This is a genomic window from Burkholderia sp. MSMB1072, assembly GCF_001524725.1.
Classification (GTDB): domain Bacteria; phylum Pseudomonadota; class Gammaproteobacteria; order Burkholderiales; family Burkholderiaceae; genus Burkholderia.
The window spans coordinates 226,961-245,619 of record NZ_LOYC01000030.1; the positions used below are offsets into that span (position 1 = coordinate 226,961).

General features: G+C 67.4%; 15 protein-coding genes. 8 read left to right on the top strand and 7 right to left on the bottom strand.

Annotated features, from left to right (window positions below):
• Positions 1–152 precede the first annotated feature (152 nt).
• Positions 153–842 carry an outer membrane lipoprotein chaperone LolA gene (gene lolA / locus WS89_RS14420; protein ID WP_059499915.1) on the bottom strand — a complete coding sequence of 230 codons (690 nt, stop codon included), beginning with the start codon at positions 840–842 and terminating at the stop codon, positions 153–155.
• Positions 843–879: 37 nt separating this feature from the next.
• Positions 880–3,189 carry a DNA translocase FtsK gene (locus WS89_RS14425; RefSeq protein WP_059499914.1) on the bottom strand — a complete coding sequence of 770 codons (2,310 nt, stop codon included), beginning with the start codon at positions 3,187–3,189 and terminating at the stop codon, positions 880–882.
• Positions 3,190–3,615: 426 nt separating this feature from the next.
• On the opposite strand from WS89_RS14425, the gene trxB reads away from it, so the two are divergent.
• The 3 genes from trxB (at position 3,616) to WS89_RS14440 (ending at position 6,103) form a co-directional block, all read left to right on the top strand.
• Complete coding sequence (gene trxB / locus WS89_RS14430) at positions 3,616–4,578, top strand: thioredoxin-disulfide reductase (RefSeq protein ID WP_059499913.1); 963 nt, start codon at positions 3,616–3,618, stop codon at positions 4,576–4,578.
• Between the two features lie 135 nt (positions 4,579–4,713).
• Positions 4,714–5,493 carry a Smr/MutS family protein gene (locus WS89_RS14435; protein ID WP_034206656.1) on the top strand — a complete coding sequence of 260 codons (780 nt, stop codon included), beginning with the start codon at positions 4,714–4,716 and terminating at the stop codon, positions 5,491–5,493.
• Positions 5,480–6,103: a trimeric intracellular cation channel family protein gene (locus WS89_RS14440; protein ID WP_059791590.1), complete on the top strand. Its 624-nt coding sequence runs from the start codon at positions 5,480–5,482 to the stop codon at positions 6,101–6,103. Before WS89_RS14435 ends, WS89_RS14440 begins: the two co-directional genes overlap by 14 nt.
• A 94-nt stretch (positions 6,104–6,197) precedes the next feature.
• Here the strand turns inward: WS89_RS14440 and WS89_RS14445 are convergent, their stop codons facing one another.
• From WS89_RS14445 to WS89_RS14460, 4 genes are all read right to left on the bottom strand, one after another.
• Positions 6,198–7,316 carry an ABC transporter ATP-binding protein gene (locus tag WS89_RS14445; RefSeq protein WP_059791592.1) on the bottom strand — a complete coding sequence of 373 codons (1,119 nt, stop codon included), beginning with the start codon at positions 7,314–7,316 and terminating at the stop codon, positions 6,198–6,200.
• A 112-nt stretch (positions 7,317–7,428) separates the two neighbouring features.
• A complete protein-coding gene (locus WS89_RS14450; RefSeq protein WP_011544828.1) occupies positions 7,429–8,286 on the bottom strand; it encodes a carbohydrate ABC transporter permease in 858 nt (285 codons plus the stop codon).
• A complete protein-coding gene (locus WS89_RS14455) occupies positions 8,276–9,214 on the bottom strand; it encodes a carbohydrate ABC transporter permease (protein ID WP_059499909.1) in 939 nt (312 codons plus the stop codon). The genes WS89_RS14450 and WS89_RS14455 overlap by 11 nt, the downstream gene beginning before the upstream one ends.
• Before the next feature lie 138 nt (positions 9,215–9,352).
• Positions 9,353–10,600, bottom strand: a complete 1,248-nt coding sequence (locus WS89_RS14460; protein WP_059499908.1) for an ABC transporter substrate-binding protein — start codon at positions 10,598–10,600, stop codon at positions 9,353–9,355.
• A gap of 427 nt (positions 10,601–11,027) precedes the next feature.
• On the opposite strand from WS89_RS14460, the gene zwf reads away from it, so the two are divergent.
• The 3 genes from zwf to WS89_RS14475 all read left to right on the top strand — a co-directional run bounded on the left by zwf (position 11,028) and on the right by WS89_RS14475 (position 15,172).
• The gene (gene zwf, locus WS89_RS14465) at positions 11,028–12,497 is read left to right on the top strand and encodes a glucose-6-phosphate dehydrogenase (protein ID WP_059499907.1); all 1,470 of its coding nucleotides are present in this window, start codon (positions 11,028–11,030) and stop codon (positions 12,495–12,497) included.
• An 88-nt stretch (positions 12,498–12,585) separates the two neighbouring features.
• Positions 12,586–13,266, top strand: coding sequence for a 6-phosphogluconolactonase (gene pgl / locus WS89_RS14470; RefSeq protein WP_059791594.1), 681 nt, complete (start codon positions 12,586–12,588; stop codon positions 13,264–13,266).
• On the top strand, positions 13,244–15,172 hold the full coding sequence (locus WS89_RS14475; RefSeq protein WP_059499905.1) for a bifunctional transcriptional regulator/glucokinase: 1,929 nt from the start codon (positions 13,244–13,246) through the stop codon (positions 15,170–15,172). Before pgl ends, WS89_RS14475 begins: the two co-directional genes overlap by 23 nt.
• 104 nt (positions 15,173–15,276) lie before the next feature.
• Here the strand turns inward: WS89_RS14475 and WS89_RS14480 are convergent, their stop codons facing one another.
• On the bottom strand, positions 15,277–16,494 hold the full coding sequence (locus tag WS89_RS14480; RefSeq protein ID WP_059499904.1) for a Bcr/CflA family multidrug efflux MFS transporter: 1,218 nt from the start codon (positions 16,492–16,494) through the stop codon (positions 15,277–15,279).
• A gap of 249 nt (positions 16,495–16,743) precedes the next feature.
• Here WS89_RS14480 and WS89_RS14485 point away from each other — a divergent pair, with 249 nt between their 5' ends.
• Positions 16,744–17,196 carry a hypothetical protein gene (locus tag WS89_RS14485; protein ID WP_059791596.1) on the top strand — a complete coding sequence of 151 codons (453 nt, stop codon included), beginning with the start codon at positions 16,744–16,746 and terminating at the stop codon, positions 17,194–17,196.
• Positions 17,197–17,374: 178 nt separating this feature from the next.
• Entirely contained in the window at positions 17,375–18,658 is a 1,284-nt protein-coding gene (gene hemL / locus WS89_RS14490) for a glutamate-1-semialdehyde 2,1-aminomutase (protein ID WP_059791602.1), read from the top strand.
• The last annotated feature ends 1 nt before the right edge of the window (position 18,659 follow it).

The following is an 18,659-nucleotide window of genomic DNA, read 5'->3' on the forward strand; positions in this document are numbered from 1 at the left end:
ATGGCGGCCGAACCGGCCGCCGGACTCGACATTATGACAGCCGCACGACGGCGCCGCCGCGCCCGGTGTCCGGGCCGGTGCCCACCTACAGAAACGACACGGGCCTGCCGTCGCCGGCAGGCCCGTTGCGGAAAAGCAGCGCGCGGCGCCCGTCAGCCGTTGATCACGTCCGCGCCCTTCGGCACGACGAACTTGAACGTATCGCCCTTCAGCGGCGGGTTCGTCTGGATGTTCGTGAAGGTCAGCAGCGTCACGTTGCCGAACACGTCGTGCAGCTCCATCGCGGCGAGCGTGCCGTTCCGGAAGCCGATGCCGATCCGCTGGAACTGCGTGTCCTGCGCCTTCGGCAGCATCTCGAGCCACTCGATGCCGCCCTTCTCGCCGGCATCGCGCAACGTGTAGCTCTTGTCGAGATCGTTGCTGCCGAACAGGATCGCGGCCGGGCTCGCGCCGAGCGCGCCGTTCAGCTTGCGCTCGGTGACCTGGTTCAGGTCGCGGTCGTACACGTACAGCTTGTCGCCGTCGGCCTGCAGCACCTGCTGGTACGGCTTCTGATACGTCCAGATGAATTTGCCAGGCCGCGAGAACACGAACGTGCCGCTCGAATTGTCGGTGGGCTTCGGCGCGGCCTGCGCGGCGCTCGCGCCCTTGGCCGGCGCCTTGACGATCTGCTGCGTGAAATCGCCCTTCGCCGAACGTACCTGCGACACGAAGGCCTTCAGTTGCTCGGTGCCGCCCGCGAACGCGTGCGTCGCCGCGAGCATCAGCGATGCGCCGGCGAGCGCCGCGCCGAGCCAGCGCCGCGTCGAACGAAGAGACATTGCGAACGAATGTTGCTGCATATTGCGGTTTTCTCCCTGGGTGGCCGGCGCCGCGGACTCATTCCGCGTCGCGCGCCGGCACAAGAATTTCGCGGTTGCCGCTCGACGACATCGCCGACACGAGCCCCGACTGTTCCATCTGCTCGAGCAGCCGCGCCGCGCGGTTGTAGCCGATCCGCAGATGACGCTGCACGAGCGAGATCGACGCGCGGCGGTTCTTGATGACGATCTCGACCGCCTGGTCGTACAGCGGATCAGACTCGCCGCCGCCTTCGCCGGTTCCCGCGCCGGCCGAGCCCTCGTCGCCGTCGGCGGTGCCGCCTTCGAGCAGGCCCTCGACGTAGTTCGGCTCGCCCTGCTCCTTGAGCTTCTCGACGACGCGATGCACTTCGTCGTCGGCGACGAACGCGCCGTGCACGCGCACCGGCAATCCCGAGCCGGGCGGCAGGTACAGCATGTCGCCCATCCCGAGCAGCGATTCGGCGCCCATCTGGTCGAGAATCGTGCGCGAGTCGATCTTCGACGACACCTGGAACGCGATCCGCGTCGGCACGTTCGCCTTGATCAGGCCGGTGATCACGTCGACGGACGGCCGCTGCGTCGCGAGGATCAGGTGGATGCCGGCCGCACGCGCCTTCTGCGCGATCCGCGCGATCAGCTCCTCGACCTTCTTGCCGACGACCATCATCAGGTCGGCCAGCTCGTCGATCACGACGACGATGTTCGGCAGCCGGCCGAGCGGCTCGGGATCGTCCGGCGTCAGGCTGAACGGGTTCGGGATCTTCTCCTCGCGCTTCGCCGCCTCGTCGATCTTGTTGTTGTAGCCGGCGAGATTGCGCACGCCGAGCTTGCTCATCAGCTTGTAGCGGCGCTCCATCTCCGCGACCGTCCAGTTCAGCGCATGGCCGGCCTGGCGCATGTCGGTGACGACCGGGCACAGCAGGTGCGGAATGCCTTCGTAGACGCTCATTTCGAGCATCTTCGGATCGATCAGGATCAGGCGCACCTGCTCGGCGGTGGCCTTGTACAGCAGCGACAGGATCATCGCGTTGATCCCGACCGACTTGCCCGAACCGGTCGTACCGGCCACCAGCAGGTGCGGCATCTTCGCGAGATCCGCGCACACCGGCTTGCCGCCGATGTCCTTGCCGAGGCTCAGCGTCAGCGCCGACGCTGCGGCCGCATACACCTCGGAGCCGATGATCTCCGACAGGTGCACCGTCTGGCGGCGCTGGTTCGGCAGCTCGAGCGCCATGTAGTTCTTGCCGGGAATCGTCTCGACCACGCGGATCGACACGAGCGACAGCGAACGCGCGAGATCCTTCGCGAGGTTGACGATCTGGCTGCCCTTCACGCCGGTGGCCGGTTCGATCTCGTAGCGCGTGACGACCGGGCCCGGATACGCGGCGACGACGCTCGCCTCGACGCCGAAGTCCTTCAGCTTCTTCTCGATCAGGCGCGACGTGAATTCGAGCGTATCGGCGGAAATCGCTTCCTGCGTCTTCGGCGCGGGATCGAGCAGCGACACCGGCGGCAGCGTCGAATCGCCCGGCAGGTCGGTGAACAGCGGCACCTGGCGCTCGCGCTCGACGCGCTCGGACTTCGCGGGCGTGACGACCGGCGGCACGATCGTCACCGGCTCGTGATCCTCGATGCGCACGCGCTCCTCCTCGACCTTGCCTTCGCGGCGCACCGCCGCGGCCTCGCCGAGCTTGCGGTCGCGCTCGGCCTCGCGGCGCAGCTTCGCGACGTTGACCGCGGACAGGATCGCGCCGCCGACCCGCTCGGCGACCGACAGCCACGAGAAGCGGAAATACAGCGACAGGCCGATCGCGAGCGCGATCAGCAGCAACAGCGTGCCGCCCGTGAAGCCGAACGCATGCGACATCGCACCCGCGACGGCCTCGCCGACGACGCCGCCCGGCGCACGCGGCAACTGCACCTTCAGCGACCACATGCGCAGCGCCTCGATGCCGTCGCAGGCGAGCACGACCAGCACGAACGCAAGGATTTCGGTCAGCCAGCCGATCGGGCGCTCCGGTTCGTCCGGAATCGCGTCGTGGCGCGTGATGCGGCGGTAGTTGACGGCGATGCGCCGCCCGAGCGGCACGATCAGCCAGTAGGCCGACAGGCCGAACAGCAGCAGGATGATGTCGGCCGTCCACGCGCCGACGCGGCCGGCCCAGTTCGAGATGTGATCGACCTGGGCGGCGTGCGTCCAGCTTGGATCGCGCCGGCTGTAGCTCAGCAGGGCCATCACCAGAAAGGCGCAGAGCGCGACCTGGAGAATCCAGCGGATCTCCGTGAGGAGCTTCGACATCCGGTGCGGCAACGCCTGTGCCTGGGCGGAATAAGGAGCTTTTGCCATGAATCCGTATAAAGAGGACGGGCCGTGCGCCCGCCTGTCGTTCGATCGCGCTTATTGTAAACGCTGCACCGCGCCGCCAAGTGTAAATGACGGTTACATAAGAGGGTCGGGATCACGCATCGAGCGGATACCGGGATACCGCGCGTGCGAGCCCGACACGCGCCGGCCCGTCACTCGCGCTCGACTGTGGCAGTGCGCCGCCCGATGCGGCGGTGCCGGGGTCGTCGCTGGCGCCCCGCCCTGCTTGCCGCGCCGGCCGGCCGCCCGCGAGACACTATCGTCGCGATTGAAACTCTCGTTCGGCAGCGCAGCAACGGGGCCTTTATAATGCGCGTCTGATACCCATCTATGACGGCATCCCGGTCAACCCGGATCGTACGGCGAGCCCTACCCCGCCCGCCGCGGCCGCCTTTTACGGATTCGCACATGTCCACGCCCAAACACGCCAAAGTCCTGATTCTCGGTTCCGGCCCCGCCGGCTACACGGCCGCCGTCTACGCGGCACGCGCCAACCTGTCGCCGGTGCTGATCACCGGCATCGCGCAGGGCGGCCAGCTGATGACCACGACCGACGTCGAAAACTGGCCGGCCGACGCGAACGGCGTGCAGGGTCCGGAGCTGATGGCGCGCTTTCTCGAGCATGCCGAGCGCTTCAACACCGAAATCGTCTTCGACCACATCCATACCGCGAAGCTGCACGAGCAGCCGATCCGCCTGATCGGCGACTCGGGCGAATACACGTGCGACTCGCTGATCATCGCGACCGGCGCGTCGGCGCAGTATCTCGGCCTGCCGTCCGAGGAAGCGTTCATGGGCAAGGGCGTGTCGGCCTGCGCGACCTGCGACGGCTTCTTCTATCGCGGCCAGGAAGTCGCGGTGATCGGCGGCGGCAACACGGCCGTCGAGGAAGCGCTCTACCTGACCGGCATCGCGAAGAAGGTCACGGTGATCCATCGCCGCGACAAGTTCCGCGCGGAGCCGATCCTGATCGACCGCCTGCTGGAGAAGCAAAAGGAAGGCGTCGTCGACATCAAGTGGGATCACGTGCTCGACGAGGTGACGGGCGAGGAATCGGGCGTCACGGGCCTGCGCATCAAGAACGTGAAGACCGGCGCGACGGAAGACCTGCACGTGCAGGGCGTGTTCGTCGCGATCGGCCACAAGCCGAACACCGACCTCTTCCAGGGCCAGCTGGAGATGAAGGACGGCTACATCCTGACGAAGAGCGGCCTGCAAGGCAACGCGACGTCGACGAGCGTGCCGGGCGTGTTCGCCGCGGGCGACGTGCAGGACAACGTGTACCGCCAGGCAATCACCAGCGCGGGCACGGGCTGCATGGCCGCGCTCGATGCGCAGCGCTACCTGGAAAGCCTGCACGACAAGAAGTAAGCCGGGAGCGTTGCCGCGCCGGACGCTACAATGGCGTCCGCTGCCGCGAAGCGGGCTCGACCGGAAAGCCGCTGCCGCCGCGCAGCGGCTTTTTTGTGCCCGCGCGCCCGAACGCGCCTGCCCCGTTACCGAATCATGGCGAAGAACCAGCCCCATCCGAGCGATCCCGCGAAGCGGAAGATCGCTGCCCGTCCCGTGACCCCGGCGCCCGAGGCGCCGCCGCCCGCGCCCGATGCGGCCGCGTTGCGCGGCCAGGGCCTCGCGGGCCTCGGTGCGTTGCGTAAGTCGCTGCAAGGCGAAGCCGATCGTCGCGAACGCGCGCGTATCGAAGCCGCGAAGGCCGAGCGCAAGGCGGAAGCCGACGCGAACCTGTTCCGCAACGAAATCGGCGCGATCCGGCCGCTGAACGCGCCGCCGCGCGCGTCGTCCGGCCGCATGCCGCCCGACCCGGTGCCGAAACAGACGCAGCGCGACGAGGAAGCCGTGCTGAACGCGACGCTGTCGGACGAATTCGATCCGGAGACGCTGCTCGACAGCGACGAATCGCTGTACTACCACCGCCCCGGCATCAGCCGCGAGGTGGTGCGCAAGCTGAGGAGCGGCGCATGGATCGTGCAGGCGCAGATCGATCTGCATGGCATGCGGCGCGACGAAGCGCGCGATGCGCTCGCCGAATTCATCCGCGAAGCCGGCAAGAAAGGGCTGCGCTGCCTGCGCGTGATCCACGGCAAGGGGCTCGGCTCGATCGGCAAGGAGCCCGTGCTGAAGGGCAAGGTGCGCGCATGGCTCGTGCAGAAGGAAGAGGTGATCGCATTCTGCGAGGCCCGCGGCCACGACGGCGGCGCGGGCGCGGTGCTGGTGCTGCTGCAGCCGCACGCGGCGCCGGCCGACCGGGGGCCGCGTGCAGCATCCTAGGCTGACGCTCGCGATCGCGGTACTGGAGGCGATCGCCACGCTGGCTTTCGCGATTTCGGGGTTCATCGAGGCGCGCAAGAACCGCCTCGATTCGGTCGGCACGTTCGTCGTCGCGCTCGCGACCGCATTCGGCGGCGGCACGCTGCGCGACATCCTGCTCGAGCGCCGGCCGTTCTACTGGGTCGTGCACGACGACTACGTGATCGCGATCTTCGTGCTCGCGCTGTTCGCGCCGTTCGTGCTGCGGATGCTGTCGCGGCTGTCGGCCGAACGGCTGCTGCTGATCGCCGATGCGATCGGGCTCGGCATCTTCAGCATCTCGGGCACGGCGATCGCGCTCGACGCCGAGATGCCGCGCTTCATCGCGGTGATGATGGGCGTGATTACCGGCGTGGTCGGCGGGATCGTCCGCGACGTGCTGTGCAACGACATCCCGCTGATCCTGCGCGATTCGCGACCGTACGCGACCTGCGCGTTCGTCGGCTGCTGGTTCTACCTGCTGCTCGTGTGGCTGCAGTTCGACTCGGTGTACAGCGTGCTGCTCGCGACCGGCTTCATCCTCGTCGCACGGCTCGCGACGTTCAAGTTCGACGTGCGGTTGCCGCACTGACCGACGCCTCCGCCGACGCGTCGGCTGCATCGCCGAAACGAAAAAGGGGCCGTTCGAAACGGCCCCTTCTCCTTCGTTCAGCGCGAACGCCGCGTCACGCGATCCGCTCTTCCGACGCCGGATCGAACAGCACCGCCTTCGACACGTCGAACAGCAGCGACTGCGTCTGCCCCGGCTGCGGGTTCGCGGCCGGATGCACGCGGCTCACGATCCGCTTGCCGTTCACTTGCGCGAACACGTGCGTGTCGGGGCCGGTCGGCTCGGTCACGTCGACGCGCACGTCGATCGGCTGCAGCCGCGACGCCTCGCCGTTGTGCGCGCTGCGCGCATCGGTGATGCGCTCCGGACGCAGCCCGAGAATCACTTCGCGGCCGACGTGCGACTTCAGCTTCGCCGCGTCGAACGGCAGGAGCAGCGCGCTGCGCGCGAGGCCCGTGTCGATCTCGAGCGCGATCCCGCTGCCCTGCTCGACCAGCTTGCCATTAATGAAGTTCATCGGCGGCGCGCCGATGAAGCCCGCGACGAACAGGTTCGACGGCGAATCGTAGATCTCCTGTGGCGCGCCGAACTGCTGGACGACACCGTCCTTCATCACCGCGATGCGATCGCCGAGCGTCATCGCCTCGATCTGGTCGTGCGTCACGTAGACGATCGTCGTGCCGAGGCGCTGGTGCAGCAGCTTGATTTCCGCGCGCATCTCGATGCGCAGCTTCGCGTCGAGGTTCGACAGCGGTTCGTCGAACAGGAACAGCGACGGATCGCGTGCGAGCGCGCGGCCCATCGCGACGCGCTGGCGCTGGCCGCCCGACAGTTGCCCCGGCTTGCGGTCGAGCAGATGCTGGATCTGCAGCATCTGCGACACGCGCTCGACGATCTGCTGCTGCTCGTTCTTCGGTACCTTGCGGATGTTCAGCCCGAACGAGATGTTCTCGCGCACCGTCATCGACGGATACAGCGCGTACGACTGGAACACCATCGCGATGTCGCGATCCTTCGGCGACAGGTCGTTGACGACCTTGCCGTCGATGCAGATCTCGCCGCTCGTCACGGTCTCGAGGCCGGCGATCATGTTGAGCAGCGTCGACTTCCCGCAGCCCGAGCCGCCGACCAGGATCAGGAACTGTCCGTCCTCGATCTCGATGTCGACACCCTTCAGGACCGGCACCCCGTTCGGGTAGGTCTTGTACACGTCACGGATGGAAAGGCTTGCCATGCTGTGAATCCTCTGTCTCGTCTCGCGCGGCGCGCTCCGGCGCCGCGTCGGGTTCGTTTCGATGCGCCGCGCGTCCTGCGCGGCCGGTTCGTCGTATCGGATAAAGCCGCGCTTACCCCTTCACCGCGCCCGCCGTCAGCCCGCGCACGAAGTAGCGGCCGGCGACGATGTAGACGAGCAGCGTCGGCAGCGCGGCGATGATCGCGCCGGCCATGTCGACGTTGTATTCCTTCACGCCCGTCGACGTGTTGACGAGGTTGTTCAGCGCCACCGTGATCGGCATCGAATCGACGCCGGAGAACACGATCCCGAACAGGAAGTCGTTCCAGATCTGCGTGAATTGCCAGATCAGGCACACCATGAAGATCGGCAGCGACACCGGCAGCAGGATCTTCGTGAAAATCGTGAAGAAGCCCGCGCCGTCGATGCGCGCGGCCTTCACGAGTTCGGCCGGCACGCTCACGTAGAAGTTGCGGAAGAACATCGTCGTGAACGCGATCCCGTACACGACGTGCACGAACACGAGGCCCGGAATCGTGTTGGCGAGGCCGAGCATCCCCTGCAGGCGCGCCATCGGCAGCAGGATCACCTGGAACGGGATGAAGCAGCCGACCAGCATCATCGTGAACAGCGCGTCCGCGCCGCGAAAGCGCCAGTGGGTGAGCACGTAGCCGTTGAACGCGCCGATCAGCGACGAGATCAGCACGGCCGGAATCACCATCTGCAGCGAGTTCAGGAAGAACGGCTTCATCCCGTCGCAGCGCACGCCGGTGCAGGCGCCGCTCCATGCCTTCACCCATGGGTCGACGGTCCACGTGGTGGGCGGCGTCAGCAGGTTGCCGGTGCGCAGCTGGTCGAGGTCCTTGAACGACGTCGACAGCATCACGTAGATCGGGAACAGGAAATACAGCGCGAACAGGATCAGTGCCGCATAGATCACCGCCCGGCTGATCGTCATCTTAGGCTGCATTGCGGGTGCTCCTCGATTCCATATACATCAGCGGCACCAGCACCGCGACCACGGTCGCGAGCATCATCACCGAGGACGCTGCGCCCAAGCCCAGCTGGCCGCGATTGAACGAAAACGTGTACATGAACATGGCCGGCAGCGACGACGACGTGCCCGGGCCGCCTGCCGTCAGCGCGACGACGAGGTCGAAGGTCTTGATCGTGATGTGGCAGAGGATCAGCAGCACCGAGAAGAACACCGGCCGCATGCTCGGGATCACGATCTTGCGGTAGATGGTCGGCAGCGTCGCGCCGTCGACCTGCGCGGCCTTGAAGATCTCGCCGTCGACGCCGCGCAGCCCCGCGAGGAACAGCGCCATCACGAAGCCGGTCGACTGCCACACGGCCGCGATCACCACGCAGAAGATCGCCTTGTCCGGATCGTCGAGCCAGCCGAACGAGAAGCTCGTCCAGCCCCAGTCGTGCATCACCTTCTCGAGGCCGAGCCCCGGGTTCAGGATCCACTGCCACGCGGTGCCGGTGACGATGAACGACAGCGCCATCGGGTACAGGAAGATCGCGCGCAGCGCGCCTTCGTTGCGGATCCGCTGATCGAGCAGGATCGCGAGGAACAGCCCGAGCGCGACGCAGATCGCGATGAACGGAATCCCGAACCAGCCGAGGTTCGCGGCGGAAGTCCACCACACGTCGTTCTGGAACAGGTCCGTGTAACGGCCGAAGCCGTCGAATTCGTAGTTGGGCAACAGCCGCGAATTGGTCAGCGACAGATAGCCGGTAATCAGGATGAAGCCGTAGATGAACACCACGGCGATCGCGACGCTCGGCGCGAGCACGAGCTTCGGGATCCAGCGATCGGCGAAGGCCGACATCGGCGACGTACGCCGTGCGGCGGCAGCGCCGGATCCGTTTCCGCTAAGAGGGGCAGCCACTTGATTCGACTCCTGGAACGAGGGCGGCGCAGGCCGGGCCGGCGCCGGGTACGGCACGAGCCCGCGGGCGAGCCCGTTTGCTGCACATGCAAAAACGCCCGGCCGACGAAGCGTTTCCGGCCGGGCGCCTGGCGCGCGTTACTTGACCTTCGCGGCCTTCGCGAGCGCGGCGACCGCGCTCTTCGAATCCTGCTGCGAGTTCATGAACTTCGTCACGACGTCCGTGATCGCGCCGGCGGTCGCATCGCCTTGCGCCATGCCGTGCGCGAGCGACGGTACGAAACCGCCCGACTTGATCGCGGTCTGCTCGTCGGCATACGACTTCTTCGCGCAGTCGTCGAACTTGTCCATCTTCACGCCGAGACGCACCGGCACCGAGCCCTTCAGCAGGCTGAACTGCTCCTGGAAGTCCGGCGTCATGATCGTCTTCGCGAGCGCGAGCTGGCCCGGCGTCGCGTTCTTCTCGCCCTTCTGCTGGAAGAACACGAACGAATCGACGTTGAACGTGTATGCGTTCGCCGTGCCCGGCACCGGCGCGCAGATATAGTCCTTGCCCGACTTCTTGCCGGCGTTCTCGAACTCGCCCTTCGCCCAGTCGCCCATGAACTGCATGCCGGCCTTGCCGTTGATGACCATCGCGGTCGCGAGGTTCCAGTCGCGGCCGTTACGGCCGGTGTCGAAGTAGCCCTGGATCTTGCGCACCGTGTCGAACACCGACAGCATCTGCGGCGACGTCAGCGTCGCCTGGTCGAGATCGACCAGCGCCTTCTTGTAGAACGCCGGGCCCTGCGACAGCACGACGTCTTCCCACAGCGTCAGGTCCTGCCACGGCTGGCCGCCCATCGCAATCGGCTGGATGCCCGCGGCCTTCAGCTTGTCGGCCACCGCGAAGAATTCGGGCCAGGTGGTCGGCACCTTCGCGCCGACCTTGTCGAGCGCGGCCTTGTTGATGTAGAGCCAGTTGACGCGGTGCACCGAGAACGGCGCGGCGACGGTGTGGCCCTTGTACTTGATGATCTTGTCGATTTCCGGCGGCAGGTTCTGCTTCCAGTCGCCGGCGGCCGAGTCGATGTTGACGAGCACGCCCTGGTCGGCCCAGTCCTGGATCAACGGGCCCTTGATCTGCGCGGCCGACGGCGCGTCGCCGCTGATCACCTTGGTCTTCAGCGCGGTCATCGCCGCGGCACCGGCGCCGCCCGCGACCGCGAAGTCCTTCCACACGTAGCCCTGCTTCTGCACGTCGTCCTTCAGCACGCCGACGGCCTTCGACTCGCCGCCCGAGGTCCACCAGTGCAGCACGGTTACGTTTTCGGCTGCCTGCGCCGCCACGGCGCCAGCCATCAGGCCTGCGGCGCAGAGCGCGCCCATGATCGAGCGAACTTTCATTACTTATCTCCTCCAGACTGAATCAACTCGTGAAGTTCCCTGACCGGGAACCGGCTTCTTGATAACGACGGGGAAATCGAGCCGCGGGACGCATGCAGCGTACGGGCCGATGACCGGCCGGGCTCTTACAGAAAGCGTGAATCGAGATTCAACGGCGTGTCTCCTCTTTGTGTTTCTGGCCCGCCGCGATGCGGCACGAGCCCGGGGCTCGACGGCGCGCGGACGATGCGCTTCGTCAATGTCCGATAACATTCGGCACAAGGCGTTCCCGGAAGCGAAGCTCGCGCAGCTCATCGACCGCACTTCTTTTTTTCTTCACCCAGGTGCTACCCCTTGCGGCGGATTGTAGTTAAACTACAATTCAGTGTCAAAAATATTTTTATCGCACTACGGATCGCTTCCCAGCACCCCAACACGGCGGAGACACATGCATACCGATTCCAGCTTTACCTTCGTACTTTTCGGCGGCACCGGCGATTTGTCGATGCGCAAGATCCTGCCCGCGCTGTTCGAAGCGCACCGCGGCAACATGCTCGCGGAAGGCGGCCGGATCATCGCCGTCGCGCGACACGAATCGGACCGGGCCCACTATCTCGAGTGGGTCGACACGCACGTGAAACCGCATGCGGCGAAGGCAGCCGGCAACGCGTTCGACGAAAGCGCCTGGAAGTCGTTCCTCGAGCGCATCGAATACGTGAACCTCGATCTCGGCCGCGCGGAGGACTACGTCGTGCTGCGCGACGCGATCGCGCATCTGCCCGGCATCCGCGTGTTCTACCTCGCGACGGGCCCGTCGCTGTTCGTGCCGATCTGCAAGGCGCTCGCGTCGGTCGGCCTGAACGAAGGCTCGCGCATCGTGCTCGAGAAGCCGCTCGGCTACGACCTGAAGTCGTCGAACGCGATCAACGACGCGGTCGGCGAGATCTTCGCGGAAGGCCAGATCTACCGGATCGACCACTACCTCGGCAAGGAGCCGGTACAGAACCTGCTCGCGCTGCGCTTCGGCAACGCGCTGTTCGAGCCGCTGTGGCGCCGCGAATGGGTCGAGAGCATCCAGATCACGATCGCCGAGGAGCTCGGCGTCGAAGCGCGCGGCGATTTCTACGACAATACGGGCGCGCTGCGCGACATGGTGCAGAACCACCTGTTGCAGTTGCTGTCGATCGTCGCGATGGAGCCGCCGCATTCGATGGATTCCGACTCGGTGCGCGACGAGAAGCTGCGCGTGCTGCGTGCGCTGAAGCCGGTCGATCCGCGCGACATCGGCAAGGTCGCGGTGCGCGGCCAGTATCATGCGGGCGTGATCAAGGGCGTGCAGGTGCCGGCCTACGCGACCGAGCCGGGCGTGAAGCCCGACAGCCAGACCGAAACCTTCGTCGCGCTGAAGGTCGAGATCGAGAACTGGCGCTGGGCCGGCGTGCCGTTCTTCCTGCGCACCGGCAAGCGTCTGGCCGACCGCGTCGCGGAGATCGTCGTCAACTTCCGCCCGGTGCCGCACTCGGCGCTCGGGGCCTCCGCGCTGCGCCCCGGTGCGAACCGTCTCGTGATCCGGCTGCAGCCGAACGAGACGATCCGCCTGTACTGCCTCGCGAAGCAGCCGGGCGAAGGGATGAATCTCGCGAGCGTGCACCTCGACCTCGCATTCGACCAGTTCTTCAAGGAAGGGCAGATGGAGGCGTACCAGCGCCTGCTGCTCGACGTGATCAACGGCCGGCTCGCCCTCTTCGTGCGTCGCGACGAACAGGAAGCCGCATGGCAGTGGGTCGAGCCGATCCTGAACGAATGGGCGCGCACGCTGAAGCCGCCGAAGCCGTACGCGGCGGGCACGTGGGGGCCGGCCGCGTCGAGCGCGATGCTCGCGCAGCACGACACCTGCTGGCTCGAAGAAGAAAACTGATGCAACCCGTTGCCGCGTACGCCACCGTACGCGGCAACACGCTTCACGATTCGTACGATTTGAACAGACAAAGCAGTCCGGAGGAGATGTGATCGAGATCCACGCTTTCGACACCCAGGAAGCGCAAAGCGAAGCGCTCGCGCGCGCCGTCGGCGACGCGCTGCGCGCGGCGCTCGCCGGCCCCGCGCGCCCGACGCTCGCGGTGTCCGGCGGCACCAGCCCGCGCCCGTTCCTGCACACGCTGTCGCATGCGGCGCTCGACTGGGCCGGCGTCGACGTCACGCTGGTCGACGACCGCTGGGTGCCGGACGACGACGCGGCGAGCAACGCGCAACTCGTGCGCGACACGCTGCTGCAGCACGCGGCGGCCCCTGCCCGCTTCCTGCCGCTCGTCGACACGCGCACCACGCTCGACGCGCAGGTCGCCGCGCTCAACGCGAACGCCGATTACCGCGTGCCGACCGTCGCGGTGCTCGGCATGGGCGAAGACGGCCACACCGCGTCGATCTTCGCCGACGCGCCCGAATGGGACCACGCGATCACGACGCCCGAGCGTTTCGTCGCCGTGCATCCGGGCGCGGCGCCCCATGCACGCGTGAGCTATTCGCTCGATGCGCTCAAGCGCGTCGAGCGGCTGTTCCTGCTGATCGCGGGTGCCCGCAAGCGCGACGTGCTCGACGCCGCGGCCGCGTCGCTGCAGAAGAACGCGATTTCCCAACTGGCCAACGACAAGGGGACCCAGCTCGATGTCTACTGGTGCGCAAAGTAAGGCGGTCGTCGCGGGTCAGCATGCCGACGGCCCGCGCCTGCTCGCGGACGTCGGCGGCACCAACGCGCGTTTCGCGCTGGAAACCGGCCCGGGCGAGATCACGCAAATCCGCGTGTATCCCGGCGCCGACTATCCGACGATCACCGACGCGATCCGCAAGTATCTGAAGGATGTGAAGATCAGCCGCGTGAACCACGCGGCAATCGCGATCGCGAACCCCGTCGACGGCGATCAGGTCACGATGACCAATCACGACTGGCGCTTCTCGATCGAGGCGACGCGCCGCGCGCTCGGCTTCGACACGCTGCTGGTCGTCAACGACTTCACCGCGCTCGCGATGGCGCTGCCCGGCCTGACCGATGCGCAGCGCGTACAGATCGGCGGCGGCACGCGCCGCCAGAACAGCGTGATCGGGCTGCTCGGGCCCGGCACCGGGCTCGGCGTGTCGGGCCTGATTCCGGCGGACGACCGCTGGATCGCGCTCGGCAGCGAAGGCGGTCATGCGTCGTTCGCGCCGCAGGACGAGCGCGAGGATCTGGTGCTGCAATACGCGCGCAAGAAATTTCCGCACGTATCGTTCGAACGCGTGTGCGCGGGCCCCGGCATGGAGATCATCTACCGGGCGCTCGCCGCGCGCGACAAGAAGCGCGTCGCCGCGTCCGTCGATACGGTGGAGATCGTCGAGCGCGCGCATGCGGGCGACGCGCTCGCGCTCGAGACGGTCGAATGCTTCTGCGGGATTCTCGGCTCGTTCGCCGGCAGCGTCGCGCTGACGCTCGGCGCGCTCGGCGGCGTCTATATCGGCGGCGGTGTCGCACTGAAGCTCGGCGAGCTGTTCACGCGCTCGTCGTTCCGTGCGCGCTTCGAGGCGAAGGGCCGCTTCGCGCACTATCTCGCGAACATCCCGACCTACCTGATCACCGCCGAATACCCGGCGTTCCTCGGCGTGTCGGCGATTCTCGCGGAGCAGTTGTCGAATCGTTCGGGCGGCGCGTCGTCTGCCGTGTTCGAGCGGATCCGCCAGATGCGCGACGCGCTGACGCCGGCCGAGCGACGCGTCGCCGATCTCGCGCTGAACCATCCGCGCTCGATCATCAACGACCCGATCGTGGACATCGCGCGCAAGGCCGACGTGAGCCAGCCGACGGTGATCCGCTTCTGCCGCTCGCTCGGCTGCCAGGGTCTGTCGGACTTCAAGCTGAAGCTCGCGACCGGCCTCACCGGTACGATTCCGATGAGCCACAGCCAGGTGCATCTCGGCGACACGGCCACCGATTTCGGCGCGAAGGTGCTCGACAACACGGTGTCCGCGATCCTGCAACTGCGCGAGCACCTGAATTTCGAGCACGTCGAAAACGCGATCGAGATCCTGAACGGCGCGCGGCGTATCGAGTTCTACGGGCTCGGCAATTCGAACATCGTCGCGCAGGACGCGCACTACAAGTTCTTCCGCTTCGGGATTCCGACGATCGCGTACGGCGACCTGTACATGCAGGCCGCGTCGGCCGCGCTGCTCGGCAAGGGCGACGTGATCGTCGCGGTGTCGAAGTCGGGACGCGCGCCGGAGCTGCTGCGCGTGCTCGACGTCGCGATGCAGGCCGGCGCGAAGGTGATCGCGATCACGTCGAGCAACACGCCGCTCGCGAAGCGCGCGACCGTCGCGCTCGAGACCGACCACATCGAGATGCGCGAATCGCAGCTGTCGATGATCTCGCGGATCCTGCATCTGCTGATGATCGACATCCTCGCGGTCGGTGTCGCGATCCGTCGCGCGTCGACCAACGGCGAACTGCCCGAGGCCGTCGCGCAGGCGAAGGCGCGCGCCACCGACGACGAAACGGCCGACGTGCTCGACTGGCTGAGCCACGGCGCGTCGCCAGCGGCGAAGGACGTCGCGCGGGACTGACGCGCGGCACGGCAGCCGCCGCTGCCCGCGTCCCGACGAAAAACGCCACCGGCGCATCGCGCGCGGTGGCGTTTTTCATTGCGCGGCCCGGCTGGCGGGGCAGCTCAGGCGCCCGCTTTCACCGGTCGGCCGTGCCAGCGCAGCACGAGGCAGCGCCCGGCGAAACACAGCAGGCCCGACACGCCGATCGTCACGCCCATCGCGAACGGCGTGCCGTCCGCGAGCGCGCCGATCGCGACGCTCGCCAGCGCGCCGAGCGCGAGCTGCATCGCGCCGAACACGGCCGCCGACGCGCCCGCGTTGTGCGGATAGCGGTGCATGAGGTCGGTCGTGCAGTTCGCGGACAGGATCCCGACCACGCCGACGACGAAGAACAGACACACGACGATCGACCACAGCCCGCCCCACCCCGTCAGCGCGACGAGCGCGACCGCGAGCGACGCGATGCAGCTCACGAGCGACGCGGCCGCGATGATGCGCAGCGAACCGATGCGGCCGACGAGGCGCGTGTTCGCGAAGTTGCCGATCATGATCCCGACGACGTTCAGGCCGAACAGCAGCCCGTAGTGCTGCGGCGACACGTGGAAATACTCGATGTACACGAACGGCGTCGCGGTGATGTACGAGAACATCGACGCGAACGCCATCCCGCCGCACAGCATGTGCCCCCATGCGACGGGGTCGGACAGGATGCGCCCGTACGATGCGAACGACGCGAGCACGGCCGCGCTCTTGCGCCGCTCCTTCGGCCACGTTTCGGGCACCCGCAGATACGCGGTCGTCGCGCAGATCGCGCCGAACGCGGCCAGCACGACGAACACGCCGCGCCAGCCGGAGAAACGCAGGATCTGGCCGCCGATCAGCGGCGCGAGCAGCGGCCCGACCGCGGTGACGATCGCGACCATCGACAGCACCTTCGCCGCGTCGCTCGGCTCGTGCGCGTCGCGTGCGATCGCACGCGCGAGCACCGACGCGGCGCCGGCGCCGAGCGCCTGCAGGAAGCGTACGACGATCAGCATGTCGATCGAGCCCGACACGAAGCAGCCGACGCTCGCGAGCGTGAACAGCGCGATCCCGCCGAGCAGCACGGGCCGGCGGCCCCACGTGTCGGACAGCGGGCCGTACAGCAGCATCCCGATCGAGAAGCCGGCCATGAAGCTGGTCAGCGTGCGCTGCGCAGCGCCGGGGCTGACGGAGAAGCCGGCGGCGATCGACGGCAGGCTCGGCAGGTACATGTCGGTGGCGATCGGCCCGCAGGCCGCGAGCGCGCCGAGCAACAGGATCAGCCGGGCATCGGGCCGGCGCCGGACGACGTGGGACATGGGTATCCGGAATGGGAGTCCGCGTGCATCGGGGCGCGCGCGACGGTGAAGACGGGAAGCCGCACCGCAAGCGGCGCGTTCAGGCCCATGATTGTACGCGCAACTTTTTTGCGTGCCTCGGACCGCGTGCGGCGGCCGGAGAGCCGCCCACGCGCGTCGCGTGCACCCACGAACACGCGGGCGGATTCGATTAAGCTTGCGGCTTCCCGCCGCGCGCTTGTCCGATCCATTCGACGTACGACCGAACCGATGACTGCTTTCCTGCTGATCTGGAGCCCCAAGAAATGGCCGTGGCCCGAACTGCCCGACGTCGCCGCACGCGTGAAGGCCGGCGAGGCCGTGCATGACGTGTGGGGCTGCGGCTTCGCGCGCGGCATCCTGCCGGGCGACCGCGTGTTCCTGCACCGCGTCGCGAAGGAGCCCAAGGGCGTGTTCGGCTCCGGCTACGTGATACGCGCACCGTACGAGGTGCCCGATCCATCGACCAGGCGCGGCTACCGGCTGTGCATCGACTTCGTGTACGACTGGCTGGTCGACGCGCACCAGGACGTCGTGATTCCGCGCGACGCGCTGCGCGTCCATCCGTATTCGGTGCAGACCTGGGATGCGCAGACTTCCGGCACGTCGATCAAGCCGATGGTCGAAGGTCCGCTCGAAAAGCGCTGGGCCGAGCTGACCGGCAAGCGCAAGCCGCCGCGATAACCGAAAACCGGGTCGAATCTGGCCCGCATTGCCGGCCCGGCAATTCCCTGCGCGCCGAAAGGCCGCGGACCGGCGGCGGGCCTGCCTCGCGTGTCTCCGGTACAATCGGACGATCGTTCCGCCCAGGCGCCGCGGCCCGTGCACAGGCCCCCGCGCCGTTCTCTCGCAGGTTTCGCTCATGTCCAACAATCAGATCCTCTTCGAACGCGCCCAGAAGACCATTCCGGGCGGCGTCAACTCGCCGGTGCGCGCGTTCCGTTCGGTCGGCGGCACGCCGCGCTTCGTCGCGCGCGCGCAGGGCCCGTATTTCTGGGATGCCGACGGCAAGCAGTACATCGACTACATCGGTTCGTGGGGCCCGATGATCGTCGGCCACGTCCATCCGGAAGTGCTGTCGGCCGTGCAGAACGTGCTCGCCGACGGCTTCTCGTTCGGCGCGCCGACCGAAGCCGAGATCGAGATCGCCGAGGAAATCTGCAAGCTCGTGCCGTCGATCGAGCAGGTGCGGATGGTGTCGAGCGGCACCGAAGCCACGATGAGCGCGCTGCGTCTCGCGCGCGGCTTCACGGGCCGCAGCCGCATCGTCAAGTTCGAGGGCTGCTACCACGGCCACGCGGACAGCCTGCTGGTCAAGGCCGGCTCGGGCCTGCTGACGTTCGGCAATCCGACGTCGGCAGGCGTGCCCGCCGACATCGCGAAGCACACGACCGTCCTCGAATACAACAACGTCGCCGCGCTCGAGGAAGCGTTCGGCGCGTTCGGCGACGACATCGCCGCGGTGATCGTCGAGCCGGTGGCCGGCAACATGAATCTCGTGCGCGGCACGCCCGAATTCCTGAACGCGCTGCGCGCGCTGTGCACGAAGCACGGCGCCGTGCTGATCTTCGACGAGGTGATGTGCGGGTTCCGCGTCGCGCTCGGCGGCGCGCAGGCGTACTACGGGATCGCGGCCGACCTCACCTGCCTCGGCAAGGTGATCGGCGGCGGGATGCCGGCCGCCGCGTTCGGCGGCCGCCGCGACATCATGGCCCACCTCGCGCCGCTCGGCGGCGTCTACCAGGCCGGCACGCTGTCGGGCAACCCGATCGCGGTCGCCGCGGGCCTGAAGACGCTGCAGCTGATCCAGGCGCCGGGCTTCTACGACGCGCTCACCGCGCAGACGAAGCGGCTCGCCGACGGCCTCGCGGCCGAAGCCCGCGCGGCCGGCGTGCCGTTCGCGGCCGACTCGATCGGCGCGATGTTCGGCCTGTACTTCGCCGAGCGCGTGCCGGGCAGCTTCGCGGAAGTGACGAAGAGCGACATCGCGCGCTTCAACCGCTTCTTCCACCTGATGCTCGACGAAGGCGTGTACTTCGCGCCGTCGGCCTACGAGGCCGGCTTCGTGTCGAGCACGCACGACGACGCAGTGATCGACGCGACGCTCGCGGCCGCGCGCCGCGCGTTCGCGGCACTCGCCGCCTGAC